This is a genomic window from Danxiaibacter flavus, from assembly GCF_041060425.1.
Classification (GTDB): Bacteria; Bacteroidota; Bacteroidia; order Chitinophagales; family Chitinophagaceae; genus Danxiaibacter; species Danxiaibacter flavus.
In genome coordinates this window covers 559866-581128 of sequence record NZ_JAULBC010000004.1, presented here as the reverse complement: position 1 = coordinate 581128, position 21263 = coordinate 559866, and the positions used below count along the sequence as shown (strand labels likewise).

Annotated in this window: 14 protein-coding genes; 11 read left to right on the top strand and 3 right to left on the bottom strand. The window is 41.6% G+C overall.

Annotated elements, in window-relative coordinates; all coding sequences use genetic code 11:
• Positions 1 to 149 precede the first annotated feature (149 nt).
• From QTN47_RS15070 to QTN47_RS15045, 6 genes are all read left to right on the top strand, one after another.
• Complete coding sequence (locus QTN47_RS15070; protein ID WP_369330217.1) at positions 150 to 992, top strand: SGNH/GDSL hydrolase family protein; 843 nt, start codon at positions 150 to 152, stop codon at positions 990 to 992.
• Between the two features lie 226 nt (positions 993 to 1218).
• Positions 1219 to 1806: an RNA polymerase sigma factor gene (locus tag QTN47_RS15065; protein WP_369330216.1), complete on the top strand. Its 588-nt coding sequence runs from the start codon at positions 1219 to 1221 to the stop codon at positions 1804 to 1806.
• A 102-nt stretch (positions 1807 to 1908) separates the two neighbouring features.
• Positions 1909 to 2979, top strand: coding sequence for a FecR family protein (locus tag QTN47_RS15060; RefSeq protein ID WP_369330215.1), 1071 nt, complete (start codon positions 1909 to 1911; stop codon positions 2977 to 2979).
• 191 nt (positions 2980 to 3170) lie between these two features.
• A complete protein-coding gene (locus QTN47_RS15055; RefSeq protein ID WP_369330214.1) occupies positions 3171 to 6530 on the top strand; it encodes a SusC/RagA family TonB-linked outer membrane protein in 3360 nt (1119 codons plus the stop codon).
• Between the two features lie 27 nt (positions 6531 to 6557).
• Positions 6558 to 8285, top strand: coding sequence for a RagB/SusD family nutrient uptake outer membrane protein (locus tag QTN47_RS15050; RefSeq protein WP_369330213.1), 1728 nt, complete (start codon positions 6558 to 6560; stop codon positions 8283 to 8285).
• 31 nt (positions 8286 to 8316) lie between these two features.
• Positions 8317 to 9150 carry a DUF5018-related domain-containing protein gene (locus QTN47_RS15045; protein ID WP_369330212.1) on the top strand — a complete coding sequence of 278 codons (834 nt, stop codon included), beginning with the start codon at positions 8317 to 8319 and terminating at the stop codon, positions 9148 to 9150.
• Positions 9151 to 10041: 891 nt separating this feature from the next.
• Here QTN47_RS15045 and QTN47_RS15040 read toward each other — a convergent pair.
• Positions 10042 to 10392 (bottom strand): DUF2200 domain-containing protein, encoded by a 351-nt coding sequence (locus QTN47_RS15040; protein ID WP_369330211.1) that lies wholly within the window; start codon positions 10390 to 10392, stop codon positions 10042 to 10044.
• Between the two features lie 1483 nt (positions 10393 to 11875).
• On the opposite strand from QTN47_RS15040, the gene QTN47_RS15035 reads away from it, so the two are divergent.
• The gene (locus tag QTN47_RS15035) at positions 11876 to 12670 is read left to right on the top strand and encodes a glycosyltransferase family A protein (protein WP_369330210.1); all 795 of its coding nucleotides are present in this window, start codon (positions 11876 to 11878) and stop codon (positions 12668 to 12670) included.
• An 18-nt stretch (positions 12671 to 12688) separates the two neighbouring features.
• Here QTN47_RS15035 and QTN47_RS15030 read toward each other — a convergent pair whose 3' ends face one another.
• On the bottom strand, positions 12689 to 13393 hold the full coding sequence (locus QTN47_RS15030) for a class I SAM-dependent methyltransferase (RefSeq protein WP_369330209.1): 705 nt from the start codon (positions 13391 to 13393) through the stop codon (positions 12689 to 12691).
• A 26-nt stretch (positions 13394 to 13419) separates the two neighbouring features.
• Positions 13420 to 15411: a tetratricopeptide repeat protein gene (locus QTN47_RS15025; protein WP_369330208.1), complete on the bottom strand. Its 1992-nt coding sequence runs from the start codon at positions 15409 to 15411 to the stop codon at positions 13420 to 13422.
• An 801-nt stretch (positions 15412 to 16212) separates the two neighbouring features.
• Here QTN47_RS15025 and QTN47_RS15020 point away from each other — a divergent pair.
• The 4 genes from QTN47_RS15020 to QTN47_RS15005 all read left to right on the top strand — a co-directional run.
• Entirely contained in the window at positions 16213 to 16728 is a 516-nt protein-coding gene (locus tag QTN47_RS15020) for a T9SS type A sorting domain-containing protein (RefSeq protein WP_369330206.1), read from the top strand.
• A gap of 34 nt (positions 16729 to 16762) precedes the next feature.
• Positions 16763 to 19039: a collagen-like domain-containing protein gene (locus QTN47_RS15015; protein ID WP_369330207.1), complete on the top strand. Its 2277-nt coding sequence runs from the start codon at positions 16763 to 16765 to the stop codon at positions 19037 to 19039.
• Positions 19040 to 19969: 930 nt separating this feature from the next.
• The gene (locus tag QTN47_RS15010) at positions 19970 to 20485 is read left to right on the top strand and encodes a T9SS type A sorting domain-containing protein (RefSeq protein ID WP_369330206.1); all 516 of its coding nucleotides are present in this window, start codon (positions 19970 to 19972) and stop codon (positions 20483 to 20485) included.
• Positions 20486 to 20519: 34 nt separating this feature from the next.
• Positions 20520 to 21263 (top strand): DUF8740 domain-containing protein (locus tag QTN47_RS15005; RefSeq protein WP_500683534.1); only part of this gene is annotated, 744 nt, incomplete at its 3' end.

Below are 21263 nucleotides of genomic sequence, written 5' to 3'. Positions count from 1 at the left end.
ACAAGAAACTGTTATTGCCACTGATGCACTGAAGCACAGAAATTAAAGAAAGAAGCAAAGAATTCAGCCACGGGAAAAGCAGTCTTTTTTACCGGGTTTCAGAGTTCTAATTTTTGTACATTCGAAATCTAACACTACAGATTGAAGCCATGAAAAAATACTTGTTGTTTATAGTCACGCTGATTGCACTTTATTCCTTCAAACAAAAAGAAACAGTTTGGGTAGCCATCGGCGACTCCATCACTTACCTGAATGATCATGCTGATGAAACCGGCAATCGTGTAACCAGAGGATACTTAAGTCGCGTTACTGCGGGCATGCCCGATGTACATTATATCAACCAGGGGCACAATGGTTGGAAGTCAACTGACATCGCTACACATATCGAAGAGCTCGGTCTGGTAAAAGCTGATGTTTATTCTGTATTCCTGGGCACGAATGACTGGTGGGGAGGGCGTCCTGTCGGCAGTATGGATGATTACAAAAACGGTACAGGTACGAATACTGCATATGGCTCATTCAAAATTATTATTGATAAGATTCGCCAGTTAAATCCGCAAGCCAAGATAGTCTTGATCACACCTATGCAGCGCAACGATTTTGTGTATTTGGCCGATGCCACCAACAATGCGTATGGTTCTTATAAAGACAAGAATGGTCAATCGCTGGAATCATTTGCAGCAGCTGTGATTGCCATCGGAAAAGCAGAACACATTCCTGTTGTTGATCTTTACCATGATAAGAAGCTTGATATCACACGGCTCGTCAATTTTAAGCGTCTGAAAGATCCGAAGACAGGCAACTATGTAAACTACACTTATCCCGAATCCACCAAAATACCTTTTAATCCCGCAACTGACGAATATCCTTATCCGCCGGCGGCAATAAACGTTACCTATGATGGATTGCATCCATCTGATAAGGGCAATGAAATTATCGCTGAAAAAGTGATTAAGGCTTTTAAGAAGCTGGGTGTTGCTTCGAATAAGTAGATGGATTTCTCGCGGCGGTTGCGGAGAAGCCTGTAGGTGAGTTTCACGCGGCGGGCGCGGAGAAGCTGCGGCGCGGCGACGTGCACTTAGACGTTTTTCTTCACGGCCCAGCCAACGATTTAAACTGCCGATAAACATGCACTAAAAAACTTATGCAAACGTTTGTGTTTGGCCGATGTAACAAAAAAGACAAATTTAGTTGACAATTTATTGAACGTTTGCTCCCATGAATGAGGCCCAGGAAATTTCCGTGCATGTTAATAACTGGTACAGTACTTACCACCTTCATCTCGCTAACATTGGCATGCGATTGGGCTATGGCAGGGAAGAAACGAAAGATGCGATTCACCAGTTTTTCCTGGACCTGCTGGAGAAAAAAGTGGATCCTGCATCTATCGACAATCCGCAAGCTTACCTTTCTGTAGCTTTTAAACGAAAGCTGATAGATTTACATAGAAGTGCATCCAGGCAAAAAATGATCAATTACAGTGATCTGCCCGATTTTCAGACTTCCCCTTCTGTACAGGAAACAATTGAACAGATCCAGGCCAGCACCGAGTTGATTGCCAATATCCGCAAAGCCTACTTCAATCTGCCGGCAAGGTGCCGCAATGTTATTTATCTCAAATTCTTCGAAGGCCTCACCACAGAACAGATCGCAGAGCGCACAGGTCTCAGCAAAAGATCCGTATACAATAATCTTTTTGAAGGCGTTAAGCTGTTGCGTGCCGATTTGCAGGCTGTTTCCCCGAAAATGGAATTTGGTGTGATCATCAGCTTGCTAGGCTTATGCCTTGTAAATGGAATAGTATAGTATTGACTTTCACATTTTTGCCTTTCTCAAAAAAAATAAAAATATTCTGCAAAAAAACTGGTAAAAACTTCTGCTTCTTTCGTCTATCATAAAAACGACTGCATGCCTCAACAGCTCCGGATAGAAGAATTAACGATTGACGATTCATTTATCAATTATTGTCTTGCAAAGAACGATGAAGACATCGTCTATTGGGAGCAGTATATTGAAATGCACCCCAATGACCTGCCAATCATTGATGAAGCCCGCAAGTTGGTAATAGGATTGCGATTGATGCTTACCGAAGAATATGCATTCCAGGTAAAAGATGAAAATGAAAACGTTGCGATTGACAATGAACTTCAGATCGGTAATCACAAAAGTTCTTTTAACTACCGGCGCGTATTAGGATATGCTGCTGCGGTTCTTGCACTCGCGGTAATGGTATGGTCTGCAGTCAGCTATAGCAGCAGTACAAAAACAAATTCAGGCCCTGAGCTTGCACAGCAACAGCCGCTTGATAGTTCGCGGGAAATAGTTTCCGTTGAGGGAGAACGCAAGTATGTGCTTCTTCCGGACAACACCAGGTTGTATTTAAATGCCGGATCAAAATTGTTGCTGGCAAAGGGTTTTGGTACTGATAACAGGTCTGTAGTGCTGGAAGGGGAAGCAATGTTTGACGTTACGCATAATGCGGCGCTTCCGTTTGTTGTACATGTTAATGACTACGACATAAAGGTGCTGGGAACAATGTTTAATGTGAGAGCTTATCCGGGTGAGCAATCCGAAGCTACACTGGTTAGAGGACAGATTGAACTCACCGTGAAACGGAATGGAGAAAAGATTATTCTTAAGCCCAATCAAAAGATCGTAATTCCGGTATTCAACGATCAGCACCCTGTTCAAAACCACCTATCGCTGGACTCATTGTCTTATGACAAGAAGAATGTGATTGTTGAAACCGCGTGGACGGAAAATAAATTCGAGATCACTAATGAAACCTTCTCCCGGTTTGCGGGCAGAATGGAACGCTGGTATAAAGTAAAAATCATTTTTGCTGATGCAGTTGTAGCCCAATATCCGTTTACAGCAATATTCGAGAGAGAGTCAATAGATGAAGTGTTGAAATCCCTTCAGCTATCGTATCACTTCAATTACAAAATCAACGGACGTGAAATAACTATTTCAAAGTAAAGGCACCGGTAACTTACTGTTAGTCAAATCGAATGCATTTTATCTACATGTCAAAACATTTGAACAATATTATGACGAAATAATTTTAACCCTAAGCCCCGGAAAACAAAAAGGAGCAGTGGTTGCAGCCACTACTCCCTGAACGCAAAGGTTAACCCTTTGCGCATTTTTAAACTAATCAAAACTAAATTATGAAAAAAAATGGCCCCTTCATCAGGCCGCCGCGTTTTTGTGGCGCTCTAAAAGTGCTTATGATTATGAAAATGACTGCCTTCATTATCCTTCTTACGGCCCTCCAGGTTTCTGCTAAAACTTACTCCCAGCAAAAAGTGACGGTTGATTTAAACCAGGTTAAACTTGAAGATGCTTTAAAAGAAGTTGAAAAAAAATCTAACTACCGGTTCGTTTTCAGCAATTTATTGTTACCGGAGGATGTAAAGGTAACTGTTGATGCGAAAGACCAGAATATTGAAGAGGTGTTGAATAAGTTATTGCAAAACACAGGCCTTACATATACTGTTATGGGTAACAACCTGATTGTGTTGAAGGCGCTGAACAGTTATTATACCACTATAGAGGTAAGTGGTACAATTACCAACAGTAAGGGCGAGCCTGTTGCAAATGTGAGTGTTTCTACAGGCTCAGGTGCTGGTGTGATAAGTGATGAAAAAGGTAACTATGTGATTAAAGTCAACGAAAATGCAACACTCACTTTTACCATCATAGGATACGCGACGCAGGAAATAAAAGTAGATAAAAAAAGTACGATCAATGTTACGTTGAAGGAAGTGTCTGCTAATCTTTCTGAAGTCGTTATTGTGGGCTATGGTACACAGTCGAAACAAAAAGTAACAAGTGCAGTTAGTACTTTAAAAACCGACCAGTTTAAAGATGCTCCTTATACAGATATTCAATCAGCTGTGGCTGGCCGCTCTGCGGGCGTTGTTGTAAATTTCAGCGGAGGCGAGCCTGGCAGTGTTCCTTCTATGACGATCAGAGGTGGTGAGCCCTTAATCGGCCAAACGGCTCCGTTGTATGTTATTGATGGTATAATCCGTGACCAGGCAACGTTTATTAACCTGAATATTAACGATATTGAAAATATCAGTTTTTTAAAGGACGCTGCTGCAACGGCTGTATATGGTTCTAAGTCAAGTGCAGGCATCGTTCTGGTAAAAACAAAAACAGGGGTTTCAGGTAAACCTGCAGTTGTCTACTCCAACAATATTGCTTTCAATACGCCAAGCTATTTCCCGAAATTAATTAACGCTTACGACAAAGCGCTTGTGGCAAATGCAATTGGTGAATCCGTTGGCAATGGCAAGTATTCAGCCTACACTCCTGGTCAGTTGGATACGATCAAGAACGGCCTGGATCCTGCGCTGTATCCCAATACTGATTGGTATGGACTGGCCTTTAAAAAGACTGCGCTTCAACAATCTCATAATTTATCAGTAAGCGGAGGAAGCAGTCAGACAAAATATTATGTAGGGTTGGGATATTTCAGCCAGGGAAGCAATTACGTAAACAATTCATTTAAAGTAAACCGGTTCTCTTACAACAGCAAGATCGTTTCAAACTTTGATGAGATAGGATTAAATGTTGCTTTTGCTTTAAATGGCTATTACAATTATTCTACACAACCACCTGCAGGTTCAGCCTCCATATTCAGCCATATAGTTGCTAAAAGCCCATTTGAGGCGGCATATAACAAGGATGGTACACTGGCAGGATTGGTGGATCATCCGCTCGCGGAAATCTACTCGCCGGGGTATGCGAGATCTGAAACGTTCTTCAATGATGCAAACCTTGCTTTTACCTGGAATGTGCCCAGGGTGAAAGGGCTAAGTTTTAGAGTATTGGGTGATTATTCCATTGCATCCAATCCATCCAAAGTATTTAACGTATTGGCCACACAGTATAATACCGACGGAACAATATATCCTACACCTAAACCATCTTTGTCACAGACAAGTAGTGATACAAAAGCTTATAATGCAGAGTTCCAGGCAGACTATTTCAGAGGCTTTGGCAAACACAATATTGGCGCCACATTTGTTTCAATAGTACGTGGCGGCAATAACAAATGGTTCAGTGCATCAAGAACAAACTTTCCTTCTACTGCTATAGATCAAATGTTTGCGGGTGACGCATCAACACAAACAAATGACGGATCGGCCAGCGAATGGGGCGAAGTTGGTTATGTAGGAAGAATTAAGTACGACTATGCGGGAAGATATCTTTTAGAACTTAACGGACGTTATGATGGTTCTGACTACTTTCCCCCTTCAAAACGTTTTGGATTCTTCCCTTCAATAAGCGCCGGATGGATTATTTCATCTGAAGAATTTTACCAGAAATTACGATTGACAGATGTATTTTCTTACCTGAAATTTAAAGCTTCGTACGGTGAGGTTGGTTCCATTGGTGGTACCAAATACGCTTACATTCCGCAATATGGCGTTACCAGCCAGGCATATGTTGCGAATGGAAATCTGCAGAATGGCTATTATGAAGGAGGTCTTACAATCTCTAACCAGAATATTACATGGTTCAAAACCGGTTCACGCGATTTTGGTTTGGAATTTGAAACGCTGAATAAAAAACTGACAGGAAGCGTTGATTATTTTTATACCAGGACCCAAAACATTTTAGGCAGCCCTGCATTCAGATATACCGACCCATTGGGCCAAAGTCTGCCCCAGGTACTTACGGATGCTGCAACACGTAAAGAAGGCATAGATTTCTCGTTAAATTATAATTGGAGTGCCAGCAAAGACCTGAAGGGTTACGTTGGAATTAATGGCACGTACTTTAATTATTTATGGGAACGTACCAATGAAGACAGTGCTACATTAACCAATCCTTATACAAGAGCATGGGGTGTTAATCAGAATTATTACAGTGCAATGTATAGCGCCAATGGTCTGTACCAGAATTATGCTGATATATTGAATAACCCGAGCCGGTTGACTTCAACAGCATTAAGTGTAGGTGACGTATGGCTTGAGGATACCAACGGAGATGGCAAGATTGATGCGCAGGATTTTCGCCGACTGGGGCTGTCTCAATCTCCCAGGTTTACATTTGGTATACCGTTCGGTATAGAATACAAAGGCATTCGCTTGGACGCCTTAATTCAGGGAACAGGCAAGCGTGATGTTTACCTCGGAAATTACTTACAGGGTGGTGAAGGACTAGGCCGCATCAATTTTGACTTTCAGAAAGATTTCTGGACAAGCAGCAACACTTCAGCCACTTTCCCAAGAGCTGGTAACAGCACCATGAACTCATCTAATAACTATACCAGCAGCAGCTTCTGGTTAAAGGATGCAGGTTTTGTAAGACTGAAAAGTTTGACCCTTTCCTACAACTTCAAAAAATGGGTGAAAACAAAAATATTCAGTGACCTGTCTGCCCATATCAGCGGAACAAACCTGCTCACTTTTTCATCTGTTAAAAAGTATTTCGATCCGGAGCTGGCAAACAACAACAATTTCTTTTATCCGGTAAACCGTACTTACTCTGTTGGTATCAGGGTCGGTTTTTAATCATTGGAAAGTTTAAACAATTTGACTATGAAGTACATTCTATATATTATAACTTTTTTGTCCCTCGGATATATATCCTGTAATAGAGTGATGGACACCAAGCCACTTAACTCATATACCGGGGATGATGTGTGGAGCAATTTCAGTCTCGCCCAGGGCTACGTGTATAACTGTTACGCTAATTGCATGGGCTACATATTTTCATGGGATTACGATGCAATAACAAAAAGTGTGAAAACGCAACCATGGGGCGGTGGACATGTTGGCGAAAAAACAGAACAGATTGACAGGTATGCAGATGAAGGCTGGTCACAGTTTGGCAACATCAGAAGTGTAAACCTGATCCTTCAGAATATCCCAAAATCACCTTTGACTGAACTGCAGAAAAATACATTTTTGGGTGAGGCATATTTTTTGAGAGCTTCAATTTACTCCTTCCTTGCAAACCGGTTTGGTGGCGTTCAATTGGTGAAGGATGTGCTGACTGTAGATAGTGATTTTAACATCCCCCGTTCAAGCATTAAGGAAACGTACGATTTTGTATTAAGTGACCTTGACAGCGCGGCCATTTTACTACCTGCTACAAATGAAAGAGGCCGTGCAACAAAAGGAGCGGCTTATGCCTTGAAGATGAGAGTGGCCCTGCAGGCAGGTGCGTACTTAAACGACAACAATTATTACACAGCTGTAAAGACTGCCGGCAATGCACTTTTTGCGCTTAACCAATATTCGCTGGATGATTATGAGCATCTGTTCAACGAATACAGTTCTGCGATCACCTCACCGGAAAACATATTGATATATGAACGCAGAAGTACCAACACAAGTTTCGACGGTACGCCGATGCAATCTTTGGTTGCTAATTCAGATATGTTAGCTTCTAAGCTCACTGCAACAGCCATGCAGAAATTTCCATTGCAGGAGTCTCTTGAAGGATGGATGAACTACGTTCCTTCACAAGATCTTGTGGATGATTACCTGGTAACTGATGCTGATGGAAGAGAACGTAAATGGGATGCAACCAGTTTTATCGCGACCGGGAAAAGTGTATATGAGAAAATGTATCAGCGCAGGGATAAAAGGTTTTATTCAACAATTATTTACGACAGCTCAAAGTATTTTAAGAACTGGGCATACCTGAGAGCCAACGGAAATGTGTCATCGAATATTTCACCACTTAACGGGGGAAATATAAATGGCGGTGCGTCACAAACAGGCTATTTGTTCAACAAGTATGTTTACCAGGCAAAGAAACTGTGGTATTCAGATCCTACAGATTATTGTTACAGCGTATTGCGTCTTGGTGAGGCCTATCTTAACTATGCAGAGGCATGCATAAAACTGGGCGACGAAGCAACAGCAAAAACATACATTACCAAAACATATCAGAAGCATGGAGGCTTTACAAATGCTATTACTTCGTCCGGAGAAGATCTGTTGAGCGATTACAGAAGAGAGCGTCATGTAGAACTGATTCTTGAAACAGGCGACAGGTATTGGTCATTACTAAGATGGGGAATGCAGCTGTCCGGTGGTTTAAAACCAGGTTATGCAAATTCAGCCCTCGCCATACCTGAGCTAAATGGAATGCCACACGGAATTGCAATTAATTCTGATGGAACTGCTTACCAGTTGTATGAAGTGGCTGACAACAACGGGCAGCCCCTGAAATTTACACCGAAGCGATACCTGTTCCCGGTTCCGCAAGGTAAAATAACTGCATTGCCCACCCTTACACAAAATGAAGGCTGGTAAATTATTATTGAAATCAAATAACTGATCAATTATGAAAAATATATTAATGCTGGGTTTATTGTTTGCCTTGCCGGTTCTTTTTACTTCATGTTTAAAGAAAGATCTTCCGGCGGCAAATAATTCATCCTTGAATAACATTACAGATTTTTACCTCGTTTATAAATACGCAGACACAATTGTTGACAATAAAGGTACAACCAATGAAAATGAGCGTACCGTTGTACAAACTGTTAAACTGGACAGGAAGATTTCCATATCGCATGATACAGTTTATGTAACGCCTGTGTTCCCCGCAGGCTTTCCTCAAAAAGAAAAAGTGAAAGTAAAACTGACTAACATTTGGGGAGTTGTAAATGTTCCCGACGCTGCCATTGTACATCCTGTTGATGGTGCTCCTAAACTGGGAACGCCGGGCGACTTTTCCGCACCTGTTTCCTACGAAGTAACTGCTGCAAATGGCAACAAAACTCGATGGGTTATTTCTGTTTCACCATTGCCGGTTGTAAACCAGTGGGAGGGTATGTATGCGGAAAGTGGTACATTGAACCATGCATCCGCCGGTCTTCAAACCTGTCCCGCCAATTATACCCAGGAGCTGATAACAGCAAGCGCAAACTCCATAAAGGCAACGGCTGGTTACTGGTATTTCAGCAACCCCGGCATAACATATTTTATAACAATCAACCCGGACAATTCTGTTACCATCTCGGCCGATCCTGATGCGGTGGTGTCAATTCAGCAGGATCCTGCACAGGCTTCAACGTACGATCCGCTGAGCAAAAAGTTCAACCTGTATTACTATTATTACAGCGGCGGAAACCCTGCTAACTGGAGAAAATTCCACACCGTGTTCACACTGAAATAGCTTGTACCTTTCATAAGACTCAATAAGAACGAAAAAACACAAAACTCCATAAAGGGAAGTAGTCATTTCAAATTTTGGAAATGACTACTTCCCTGTTTTTTTAACCTTAAGAAATGGTTGTAATAGATGCAACTGGCGAATAGTCAATAGTCAATGGTGAAGGTCCGGTCTGGCTAAGTAAATGTGTTATCGTTTAAGTGTTATTATCATCCTAAGCAAAAGTTCTTATATTCTCTTATATGCCTTCTATTCAACTAGTGAATAGTGAATGGTCAATAGTGAAGGTCCGGGCTGGTTAAGTAAATATATTGTCGTTTAAGTGTTGTTATTATCCCGGGCAAAAGTTCTTATATTTTCTTATATGCCTTATATGGTTTAAAAAACTTCGCTTCGGTCAGCTTTAGGCCAATGTCGTTTAGTTAAGGAAGCTTTGGAGGTTTTGCTCCGTAGGAGCATCCTGTTTGTAGTTCTTATATTTTCTTATATGCCTTACATGGTTTAAAAAACTTCGCTTCGATCAGCTTTAGGCTTTAGACTTTGGGCTTTAAGCTTTATCAGTTGTTAACAAAGAAACGTTGTCGCGGCCGACACCTTACTTCTATACAACTAGTGAATAGTCAATGGTCAATAGTGAAGGTCCGGGCTGGCTAAGTAAATATATTGTCGTTTAAGTATTGTTATTATCCCGGGCAAAAGTTCTTATATTTTCTTATATGCCTTATATGGTTTAAAAAACTTCGCTTCGATCAGCTTTAGGCTTTAGGCTTTGGGCTTTAAGCTTTATCAGTTGTTTACAAAGAAACGTTGGCGTGGCCGACACTTTACTTATATGGTTTAAAAAACTTCGCTTCGGTCAGCTTTAGGCTTTGTGCTTTGAGCCTTCTGCTTACCTTACTTCCTTAAAATCTTCTCCATTGTTTTCCCTTTCGCCAACTCATCAATCAACTTATCCAGGTATCGAACTTTTTTCATCAGCGGGTCTTCAATCTCTTCAATACGATAGCCACAAATAACGCCTGTAATTTTTGAAGCATTCGGATTCAATTGCGGAGCTTTGGCGAAGAAATTTTCAAAGTCCGTTTTATCGTTGATGATCTGCTGTAATTGTTGGCTATCATATCCTGTCAGCCAATAAATAATTTCATGCACTTCTTCCTTTGTGCGGCCTTTGCGTTCGGCTTTTGTAATGTAATGCGGATAAACACTCGCAAAAGACATTTTGTAGACTCTTGTATTATCCATTGTTTGCCAGTTGTTATTTATTGAAGTTGCCGTTGAAGATGGCGATTGGTAACAGATAACGAATGTACCAAAAAGTTTCGCTTGTCCCAATCTAAGGAGTGCGGGTTTCTCGCGGCGTGCGCAACGAAGCGGCGACGCGGCGAAGTTTTGATTTTGACGCAGCGCATTAAATCCTCGTGCCTGCCAATTCAATCGTGATCACAAAAACTAAGTGAATCATCGTGCCGCCGCGTCTCAGTGGTTGGTAGTTCCTTGTCTCATTCGGGTATTTTTATTATCACATATACACCAATAGATTTTTTCTGATCCCGCAATCGTGTGTATTCAGATCTGCTGAAGAATTATCGGGAATTCGAATTTAGTCCGTAGGACTTCAAGCTCAATAGAAAAATCCGGCAACTGCAATTTTTGCCCGTAGGGCATTAACCTGCTTACCGTGGTAAGGGCATGCATCACGACTTATTTTAAATAATTCATTTTTTAATTGATAGAACGAATTTGCTGGTTAATGTCCTACGGACAATGGAAGGCCATATGGACGGGTTTTCTATTGAGCTTAATGCCCTACGGGCAAGGCTGTTCTAATTCAAGCAGTTTTAGTTAGTTCAAGCGGATATGGGTTTCATCAATGTGATGAGAGAAAATAAATGTGCGAAAATCAAATTTTAATTGATAGAACGAATTTGCTGGTTAATGTCCTACGGACAATGGAAGACCATATGGACGGGTTTTTTATTGAGCTTAATGCCCTACGGGCAAGGCTGTTCTAATTCAAGCAGTTTTAGTTAGTTCAAGCGGATATGGGTTTCATCAATGTGATGAGAGAAAATAAATGTGCGAAAATCAAATTTTAATTGATAGAACGAATTTGCTGGTTAATGTCCTACGGACAGTGGAAGACCATATGGACGGGTTTTCTATTGAGCTTAATGCCCTACGGGTAAGGCTGTTCCAATTCAAGCAGTTTTAGTTAGTTCAAGCGGATATGGGTTTCATCGATGTGATGAGAGAAAATAAATGTGCGAAAATCAAATTTTTAGTCTTTGCAATGCACAGAGAGCTAATATACCAGGGAACTTATAAAGACGTATCATAATGCGTGGTATCCGATTGTTTATATACAATTCTTAAGAATTTTATTAGAGAATGAGCGTCTATGCCCCAATTCACAAAAACGAAATGGGAGAAATTTTGCACAATATTGCAGTAATAAATCTCCGTAAATACCAGGTCCCTTATGGTAGAAAAACTTATATGAACGTACTCCAAATAGTTTAACTACTGAAAACGATACCAGTATTCCGAATGGATTTAATGTTTATTTTTACCCGATTGGTTAGCCTGGAGCAGATCCATCTTTAGACCCAAAATTTTCACCGGTAACGGAAGAAAATAATTGAGAAATAGTAGACGCAGATCCTTTTGAATTATTTGATCAAAATGCAACTACAGGTAAGGACAATATTTATTTTTCGGGAGTATTATGGAACATACATTCGTATTATCGGTATATCAGGAATCGCCTTACCTGGAGGCTTGTATTCAAAGCCTTATTGGTCAGACGGCAAAAAGTAAAATTATTATCGCTACATCAACGCCAACGACTTATTCACAGAGCATCGCTGACCAGTATAATATACCATACTATATTAACGACAGTCAGGTGAGAGGTATAGCAAATGACTGGAATTTTGCTTTATTAAAAGCTGATACAGAATTGGTTACTATTGCTCACCAGGATGATGTTTATGATAGCCGTTATACAGAAGTTGTGACGAATGCTATAAAACATAATAGTGCTCAAAAAATACAAATCGCTTTCACAAATTATAGTGATTTGGTTAATAATGAGCTAAGGTCATTCTCGTTAAATGCGTTTATTAAACGCAGTTTGTTGTTGCCTTTTATAGTTAGCAGTGTTATAAGAAGCAGCTTATTAAAAAAAATGATATTGCTGTTTGGCGATCCGATATGCTGTCCTTCTGTAACATTTAATATGCCGGAGTTAGGCGATGATTTTAAATTTCAACCGAAATATACTTGCGCGCTGGACTGGTATGCCTGGTATGAGCTGGCGCTGCGGCCCGGAGCGTTTATGTATATTAATAAAAGGCTTATCACCCATCGTATACATCCGGGATCGGAAACCACCAATCAATTAGCAAAGGGCTTACGTCAAAAAGAAGAACTTGAGTTGTTTGAATTAATGTGGGGCAAGCGCATTGCTAAACTTATTGCACGTGTTTATGCCCTGGGGCATAAAGAGAATTTGCAATAACAATAGAACGAGTGTGGCTTATATTGTTATGTCTATAATATAGCCGCCACCTGTCATTGGAAAAATACGCTCAAAGCCATTGACTATTCTTTCACAGATTTTGACTACCTGTTTCTTTCCTCCTTTAGCATTCAATATCATCTCACTGAATTTAACATGGTACGGAATAATTTGCCAACTGCTGAATCCGGCAAGTTTGCATAAAGTATTAAGTGTTTTATAAGAATATACCTGAACATGATCAATATGTGCCGATTCCCGTTTTATTAGTGAAAGAATCATGTTGTGTAAGCTTGTTGCATTGGGTGTTGAGCAAATAAGCCTTTTGCCAGCGAATTGTTTTTTTAAGTTCTCAAAAAAAACAAGCGTGTTTGGAAGATGTTCTATCAATTCTCCGGCAATAATTACATCAAAGTCGATATGATGTAGATCTAACTTATCCAGGTTGTAAATATCTCCATACATTATCCTCACAGTATCGCTATAGGTTATACCTCCGTTGATCAATAGTTTGGAGTTGTCAACCCCCACATGTAATGCCGACACTTTCGAAATCTCGCCGAATAAATAATTACCTGTATCTTCTTTTACCAAAGCTGTTTCGTCGTAACATCCCAGGTCGAGCACTTTTTTATTAATACACGCATCTCTTAAATACTTGATACGGTCAACCGGGCGTTTGACAGTTAATTTTTCAGTTGGTGTATAATGCAAGTCAGCCATTTTCCAATAAAGTTGTTTGTTAAAGGCTATTTTTTTGATTCGCTTTCGGCCCAGGCCAAATTGCCTTTTGCAAGTTTATGGTTAGGGTCGATCTTTAAGGCTTTTTGACAGGCTTCAATGCCTTTATTCCACTGTTTTAGCTGATTATAAGCGGCTCCCATATTGCTGTAAGCATCGGCATAATCCGGTTTTAGTTTTAAGGCGGCTTCACAGGCCTCTATGCATTTCAAATAATTTTGTTGGTTGTAATAAGCTAAGCTCTGGTCAAGATAATTAGCCGCAGTTAAGGTTGTTGCAGTGTTGCCGGTAACAGGAGCCTCTCTTTCGGCAATGGCAGCATGGGTTTTGCCTGCCTGCTGAAATGTAAGTGCTGTAGTATCTCCGGGGGCCAAAGCGAGGTATTTATTAGAGGTTTCCACCAATTTGTCCCACATGCCTAATGTGTTGTAGCTACTCATCAGTATATTAAGCGCCATTAATGAATAAGGGTTCAGTTGTAAAGCCTTTTCGCTCATTTGAACTGCTTCATCTACGCGATTAACCTGCTTTAACCAGCGGGCATAAAAAACGTATGAATCAAAAGTGTTCGGACTCATGTTCCTGGCCTTAATAAAATTAGCTTCGGCTTCTTGCGGGTTACCCATGGCTCCTTTTAATATTGCTGTATTAATAAAAAGCGTATTATAGTAAGGGAGGTATTGAGAGGCCCTTTGAAAATAAATATCGGCAACAGAGTAGTTTCCTTTCTCCATTTGCGTAAGGCCATAATTCATCAAGCCGCGTCCGTTTAAAGGGCTTTTAATAGTCACATCGTGCCATAACGATTCTTCATCGTGCCATATTTTATTGCGTTGATAAACGCCATAAGCATTTAATCCAAGAACTAACAAAAGGCTTAAAGCAATAAGTGCCCGGTACTCTTTATTAGCTTTAATTTGTTTTTCAAATTTAATGAGCAATAAACCTATATAAGTTACTACACTCAGGGCCAAACCTACAAAAGCAAACAGCATGCGATGGTCGTTTGTAACCTCGGCAAAGGGGGCCAACGAGGTCGGAAGCAATGAGGCTGCAAACCAGATTAATCCAAATGCGATAGGTTTGGTCTCTTTTTTTGCTGATGTTTTGATGATCGTTATTATTAAACCGATAACGAAAACAATTCCTATAATTATTCTTTCATCAAAAATGTTTAGTATAACCGACCAATCAGAATCAGCGCTTAAGTTCATTGGCAAAAAGAACGCTATAAAGTAGTGAAGCCATACATAAGTCTGAGTTAATATGTAATAAGAAGCGGGATTAGAAATGCCCGGTATAGAAGTTACTCTTGTCAGCGTATATATCTGTGCAACCACTATTACTATTATTAGCGGCAATAGTTTTAGGATGGTTTTGAACGCAAACCGAAAATTTTTAGGTTTAAGCAAATCAACAACGGAAAGGTCGTCTTCGAACAACAGGATATAAAAAAACAACAGGATGATAAGTACCAACATGGTTTCTTTAGCAAAGACCCCGATAAATGCAGGTATAATATACAGGTGCCATTTTCGCTTTGCCGGGTATGTAATGTATATCAGGAATGAAGCCACAATACATAACGTTGACTGTATATCCGACCGGGCAATGATGTAGTTAACAGTTTCTGCGTTGGCGGTATGCAGTGCAAACCATGCGGTAGCAATCAATGCAATGTAAGCTGCCGTGTTATGTTTTATCGATCGTTGCAATAAATTTTTATACATAAAAAACATCATCAGGCATAAAAAGATATACCAGATAAAAGTGGAGAGCTGAAAATAAAAAGGGTTTAAGCTGCCTCCGAGCTTGTAATCAATAGCCAACGTAGTGGTAACCAGTGCCCGCAGTCCCCAGTGTGCGGGATCTGCACTGAACATTTTGGGATCGGTATAAAACGAGGGAATGTTTTTAATGTTCCGGATATGAACGTTATCTACAACAGCATGCGAGTCATCAAAATGGAAGCCGTTATGGAAATGATTTGAGTACGCCATTATTAGAGAGATAAGCAATACTAAGCCGCCGATTAAGATGTTTCTGTTTGTAGTTGACATTTTTGAAATTGGATTAGCTGACGGTTGATCCATCTTTATTCTTGATTTCTTCTTTAATATTTTAGAGATCCTCCTTAAGCAAGGATATGATCTTTAATGGTTTTAGTTCGCACCTTTTATACCACAATGCTAAAATGCAGCAGTTGAATAAGTATGGAAAAAGCCTCCGGTTCCAACATTTACACCGGTAAAACTTATTCCCTTCAACATATACGAAAATGAAACCTCTTCATTGTAACATGGAATAACAAAGAAGTTTTGTCTTCGAAGCCATAAAGGATATGATACTTTACCTGCATCCAATCTTTGTGGAGCACAATGATAAGCAAGAATAGATATTCATCAAATTATTTTGAAAGCGGATTACAAATCATTGCTGTCCGACAAAAAATGAAGTGTGCACCAAACTCCAAAAAACATTACCCTGAAGGGTTCACAGCGGTTGGTAGAAATACTCATGGCAATAAAATTTATTGAATAAGAAGCAAGCGTTTGTCAGAAAAATGCTTTTTTATCGGCATATGCAAGCCTCATGTTCACTAATTTTTTTATTATCACTTCTTATGTAAAAACAAGCGAATATAAGGGGCGGAGCTTATTCCTTAACCATTTTTCGCGCTTTCACGCCACCATAACGAGCTGCTATTTGGTAATATACCCAGGAACGTTTTAGTGCCACCCGGCAATCGGATAGTTATATGTGTTATATTGCGCCGCAATTTACCCAGGCCAACCGGGACTATGAATAAAGCTATGAGAAACTCCATTTACTTCGGGATCGTCATTTGCTCATTTGTAACACATTCAAATGCTCAAACAATCAGCAGGAGTGTTATTTGCCCTGCCGGTGAAACCGTTATCAAGCCGCAGTTGTCACTCACTTATGTTATAGGCGAGCCTGTAGCGGACCTTCTTGCAGTTCCCCAGGTGCATAAATATTTAACCGTGGGCTTTGCTCAACCCGATATAGAGTTGAAAGAGATCTTAAATGCAGACATCAGCAATAAAGTCACCCTCTTTCCCAATCCGGCCTCCAGCATTGTAAAGATTGCATTGAACAATGTACCCGACGCCAATTATTCCATTGATTTGGTGGACATGATGGGCAGGATACTGCAAACCATCAACATCAATTTCTCGAACAATAATTATCTGTATGTAGAAATGAATGTAGCACAATATGCATCCGGTATGTATGTGGTACGTGTACGAAGCGATAAAGACTTCAAGGGCCAGGTAAAGCTTTTAAAACGATAATCCTTTTTATAATTCAATTCTCAATTTTCGTTGGATGCAAAAGAAAATCTATATCCTATTTCTACTGCTTGCGGCAGTCTGCACAAGTGCCTGGGCACAACCTCAGGCATTTAAGTACCAGGCCGTGGCAAGAGGCTCGAACGGAGCGTTGCTGATCAATACGAATGTAAATATTCGTATTACCATCCATGCAGGTTCTGCTACGGGCAGTGTAGAATACCAGGAAACCCAATCAACAGCCACAAACCAATATGGCTTGTTTTCTATTGAAGTAGGTAATGGTCATGCTACTTCAGGTACATTCAGCGCCATCCCCTGGGGCAGCGGTGCGCAAAAGTATATCCAAACAGAAGTTGATTTGGGTAGCGGTTACATAGATATGGGTGCCGCAAAACTATTAAGTGTACCATTCGCTTTATATTCTTTAAACCCGGGCCCTAAAGGCGCTACGGGTGCGACAGGCCCGACAGGTGCTACCGGACCTCAGGGTGCAGCGGGTGCCAGAGGTGCAACAGGCGCTACCGGACCACAAGGATCTCAAGGCTTACAAGGCGCTACAGGTGCTACAGGCGCAATGGGCGCACAAGGTATGCAAGGTATTCAAGGCGTGGCAGGTGCTACAGGTGATACTGGTCCACAAGGATTACAAGGTGTACAAGGTGTTACCGGAGCAACAGGTGCAACTGGTGCACAAGGCATACAAGGTACTCAAGGTGTTACCGGAGCTCAGGGTATTCAAGGCTTACAAGGTGCTACAGGTAGTACGGGTGCAACGGGCGCACAAGGCATACAAGGTATTCAGGGCGTGACAGGTGCGACCGGTGATACTGGTCCACAAGGTATACAAGGTATTCAAGGCGTTACCGGAGCAACAGGTGCAACGGGCGCACAAGGTATGCAAGGTATCCAGGGCATGGCAGGTGCTACAGGTAATACTGGTCCGCAAGGTATACAAGGTATTCAAGGTATTACCGGAGCAACAGGTGCAACTGGTGCAACTGGTGCACAAGGCATACAAGGTACTCAAGGTGTTACCGGAGCTCAGGGTATTCAAGGCTTACAAGGCGCCACAGGTAGTACGGGTGCAACGGGCGCACAAGGCATACAAGGTATTCAGGGCATGACAGGTGCGACCGGCGATACCGGTCCACAAGGTATACAAGGTATTCAAGGCGTTACCGGAGCAACCGGTGCAACAGGCGCACAAGGTATGCAAGGTATTCAAGGCTTGGCAGGAGCTACCGGTGATACTGGTCCACAAGGCATACAAGGTGTTCAAGGCGTTACTGGAGCAACAGGTGTTACAGGTGCCCAAGGCGCTACAGGTAGTACGGGTGCAACAGGCGCACAAGGTATACAGGGCGTGACAGGTGCAGTTGGTGCAACGGGTGATACTGGTCCGCAAGGAGTACAGGGTGTACAAGGCCTGACAGGAGCAACAGGTAGTACAGGTGCAACGGGCGCACAAGGCATACAAGGTATTCAAGGTGTTACCGGAGCTACAGGTGCAGTTGGTGCAACAGGTGCCATTGGCCCACAAGGAATACAAGGTGTACAAGGCGTTCAAGGCGTGACCGGAGCAACAGGTGCTACGGGGGTTACCGGTGCTACGGGTGCAACAGGCGCAGGATTTAGTAGTGGTACAGCAGCCAATCAAATTTATATAACAGGAAGCAGCCCTTTTGCACCCACTAATCCGGTAACTACATTGCCGGCAAGTGCCGAGCCTGCTCATACCGGCGACGTTACAAACACCGCAGGTTCGCTGGCATTAAGCATTACAACTAATAGCTCAACTACGGGTAATAATATAGTAACGGCATTGGGACAAGCCAATTCAGGTACTATACCGGCCGCGAGATTGGGAACGAATTCAGGCACGTCTACGAGTTTCCTTAATGGTTCAGGCGCGTTTGCAGCTCCGTTTACTTTAACTACAACAGGTACAGGTGGTGCCGCAACATTTTCAAGTGGTGTTTTGAATATACCACAGTATAGCGCCCCAACCTGGACAACCTATTCTGTAAGCAGCAGTACTTTAAGTGCGGTGGCAGGTGGTAATTATATAATAAGTGCTAATAATGTTACAGTTAACTTGCCTTCATCTCCGGCTGTAGGCTCTACAATAACAATTATGCTTTCCGGTACAAGTATTTCAAACTGCACTATACACTTATCTGCACAAGCCAGTGCCGCTTTTTTATATTATGGTGCAACTTGGCCATCGGGCACTAACTTGGTAAGTAATGTAGATTGGTTTATGGAGGCAATATGTACATATACCGGCAGTACCTGGGTAATTAATTTATAAGGATTATTTCGAAAGAGAAAAAAGATAGTTCTGGTTTTCTCAGCTTCGTATAGCAAAAAAGGGTGTTTTTCTTAATGTTTGTGTAAACAAACAGTAAGAAGACACCCTTTTTCAATCTTATTCTTTGACATGCTATATTGGCATCATTTAGTTTAGCCGGATATTATTATTTGCAGTTAACAGCCTTAAAAGTGCTTGTTATTTATAGTTGTTATTTTGTTACCTCTATTGCACCATTGTATATCCTGCTTCATACCCTCATATAAGTAAGGAGTTGGCCGCATTAACGTTTCGTTGTAAACAACTGATAAAGCTTAAAGCCCAAAGCCTAAAGCCTAAAGCTGAAGCGAATTTTTTTTAAACCATATAAGGCACATAAGGGCATATATGAAGTTACGCCTGAGGTCCATCATGGCTAGAGCTGCATATATTTACTCAGCCAGTTTGTGCCCTTCACCATTGACAATTCACTATTCACTAGTTGTATAGAAGGCACATAAGGGCGTATAAGAGGCTAGGCGCGAGATAGAAGTAACTAAGCAGCATACATTTACTCAACCGGTTTGTGCATTTCACTATTGACCATTCACTATTCACTGGTTGTATAGAAGTTAACTACATAAAAAAATCCCGGCATGTTTTGATACCGGCATAACTGTCAATTTTGTTTTAGCACCTGCCTGTTTTTTATACATCAAAAATATTCAGGTGTTTAATTTGGCGTAGGGTATACTCCTGCCCAACATATCATATAATAGATTTCGTGAAATGACTGCATTACCGGGACGGGCGTATAGCTAACAACTTGCTATTCGGTAATATTACCAGGAACGTTTTATTATCAACCCGGCAACCGGATAGTTATACGTTTTTTTATATGCGTAAGGAAGCGTATATTGTGCTATAATTCACCCCAAGCCAACCGGGACTATGAATAAAGCTATGAGAAACTCCATTTACTTCGGGATCGTCATTTGCTCATTTGTAACACATTCAAATGCTCAAACAATCAGCAGGAGTGTTATTTGCCCTGCCGGCGAAACCGTTATCAAGCCGCAGTTGTCACTCACTTATGTTATAGGCGAGCCTGTAGCAGACCTTCTTGCAGTTCCCCAGGTGCATAAATATTTAACCGTGGGCTTTGCTCAACCCGATATAGAGTTGAAAGAAATCTTAAATGCAGACATCAGCAATAAAGTCACGCTCTTTCCCAATCCGGCCTCCAGCATTGTAAAGATTGCATTGAACAATGTACCCGACGCCAATTATTCCATTGATCTGGTGGATATGATGGGCAGGATACTGCAAACCATCAACATCAATTTCTCGAACAATAATTATCTGTATGTAGAAATGAATGTAGCACAATATGCATCCGGTATGTATGTGGTACGTGTACGAAGCGATAAAGACTTCAAGGGCCAGGTAAAGCTTTTAAAACGATAATCCTTTTTATAATTCAATTCTCAATTTTCGTTGGATGCAAAAGAAAATCTATATCCTATTTCTACTGCTTGCGGCAGTCTGCACAAGTGCCTGGGCACAACCTCAGGCATTTAAGTACCAGGCCGTGGCAAGAGGCTCGAACGGAGCGTTGCTGATCAATACGAATGTAAATATTCGTATTACGATCCATGCAGGTTCTGCTACGGGCAGTGTAGAATACCAGGAAACCCAATCAACAGCCACAAACCAATATGGCTTGTTTTCTATTGAAGTAGGTAATGGTCATGCTACTTCAGGTACATTCAGCGCCATCCCCTGGGGCAGCGGTGCGCAAAAGTATATCCAAACAGAAGTTGATTTGGGTAGCGGTTACATAGATATGGGTGCCGCAAAACTATTAAGTGTACCATTCGCCTTATATTCTTTAAACGGGGGCCCTAAAGGCGCTACGGGTCCGACAGGCCCGACAGGTGCTACCGGACCTCAGGGTGCAGCGGGTGCCAGAGGTGCAACAGGCGCTACCGGACCACAAGGATCTCAAGGTATACAAGGCGTACAAGGTATTACAGGACCTGCAGGCCCTACCGGTGCTCAGGGTATTCAAGGCTTACAAGGTGCTACAGGTAGTACGGGTGCAACGGGCGCACAGGGTATACAAGGTATTCAAGGTGTTACCGGAGCTCAGGGTATTCAAGGCTTACAAGGTGCTACGGGTAGTACAGGTGCAACAGGCGCACAAGGTATGCAAGGTATTCAAGGCTTGGCAGGAGCTACCGGT

Bases quoted from the DNA above. Each gene is read 5' to 3' on its own strand.
- QTN47_RS15070 (WP_369330217.1), top strand. From the start codon at position 150: ATGAAAAAATACTTGTTGTTTATAGTCACGCTGATTGCACTTTATTCC.
- QTN47_RS15065 (WP_369330216.1), top strand. From the start codon at position 1,219: ATGAATGAGGCCCAGGAAATTTCCGTGCATGTTAATAACTGGTACAGT.
- QTN47_RS15060 (WP_369330215.1), top strand. From the start codon at position 1,909: ATGCCTCAACAGCTCCGGATAGAAGAATTAACGATTGACGATTCATTT.
- QTN47_RS15055 (WP_369330214.1), top strand. From the start codon at position 3,171: ATGAAAAAAAATGGCCCCTTCATCAGGCCGCCGCGTTTTTGTGGCGCT.
- QTN47_RS15050 (WP_369330213.1), top strand. From the start codon at position 6,558: ATGAAGTACATTCTATATATTATAACTTTTTTGTCCCTCGGATATATA.
- QTN47_RS15045 (WP_369330212.1), top strand. From the start codon at position 8,317: ATGAAAAATATATTAATGCTGGGTTTATTGTTTGCCTTGCCGGTTCTT.
- QTN47_RS15040 (WP_369330211.1), bottom strand. From the start codon at position 10,392: ATGGATAATACAAGAGTCTACAAAATGTCTTTTGCGAGTGTTTATCCG.
- QTN47_RS15035 (WP_369330210.1), top strand. From the start codon at position 11,876: ATGGAACATACATTCGTATTATCGGTATATCAGGAATCGCCTTACCTG.
- QTN47_RS15030 (WP_369330209.1), bottom strand. From the start codon at position 13,393: ATGGCTGACTTGCATTATACACCAACTGAAAAATTAACTGTCAAACGC.
- QTN47_RS15025 (WP_369330208.1), bottom strand. From the start codon at position 15,411: ATGGCGTACTCAAATCATTTCCATAACGGCTTCCATTTTGATGACTCG.
- QTN47_RS15020 (WP_369330206.1), top strand. From the start codon at position 16,213: ATGAATAAAGCTATGAGAAACTCCATTTACTTCGGGATCGTCATTTGC.
- QTN47_RS15015 (WP_369330207.1), top strand. From the start codon at position 16,763: ATGCAAAAGAAAATCTATATCCTATTTCTACTGCTTGCGGCAGTCTGC.
- QTN47_RS15010 (WP_369330206.1), top strand. From the start codon at position 19,970: ATGAATAAAGCTATGAGAAACTCCATTTACTTCGGGATCGTCATTTGC.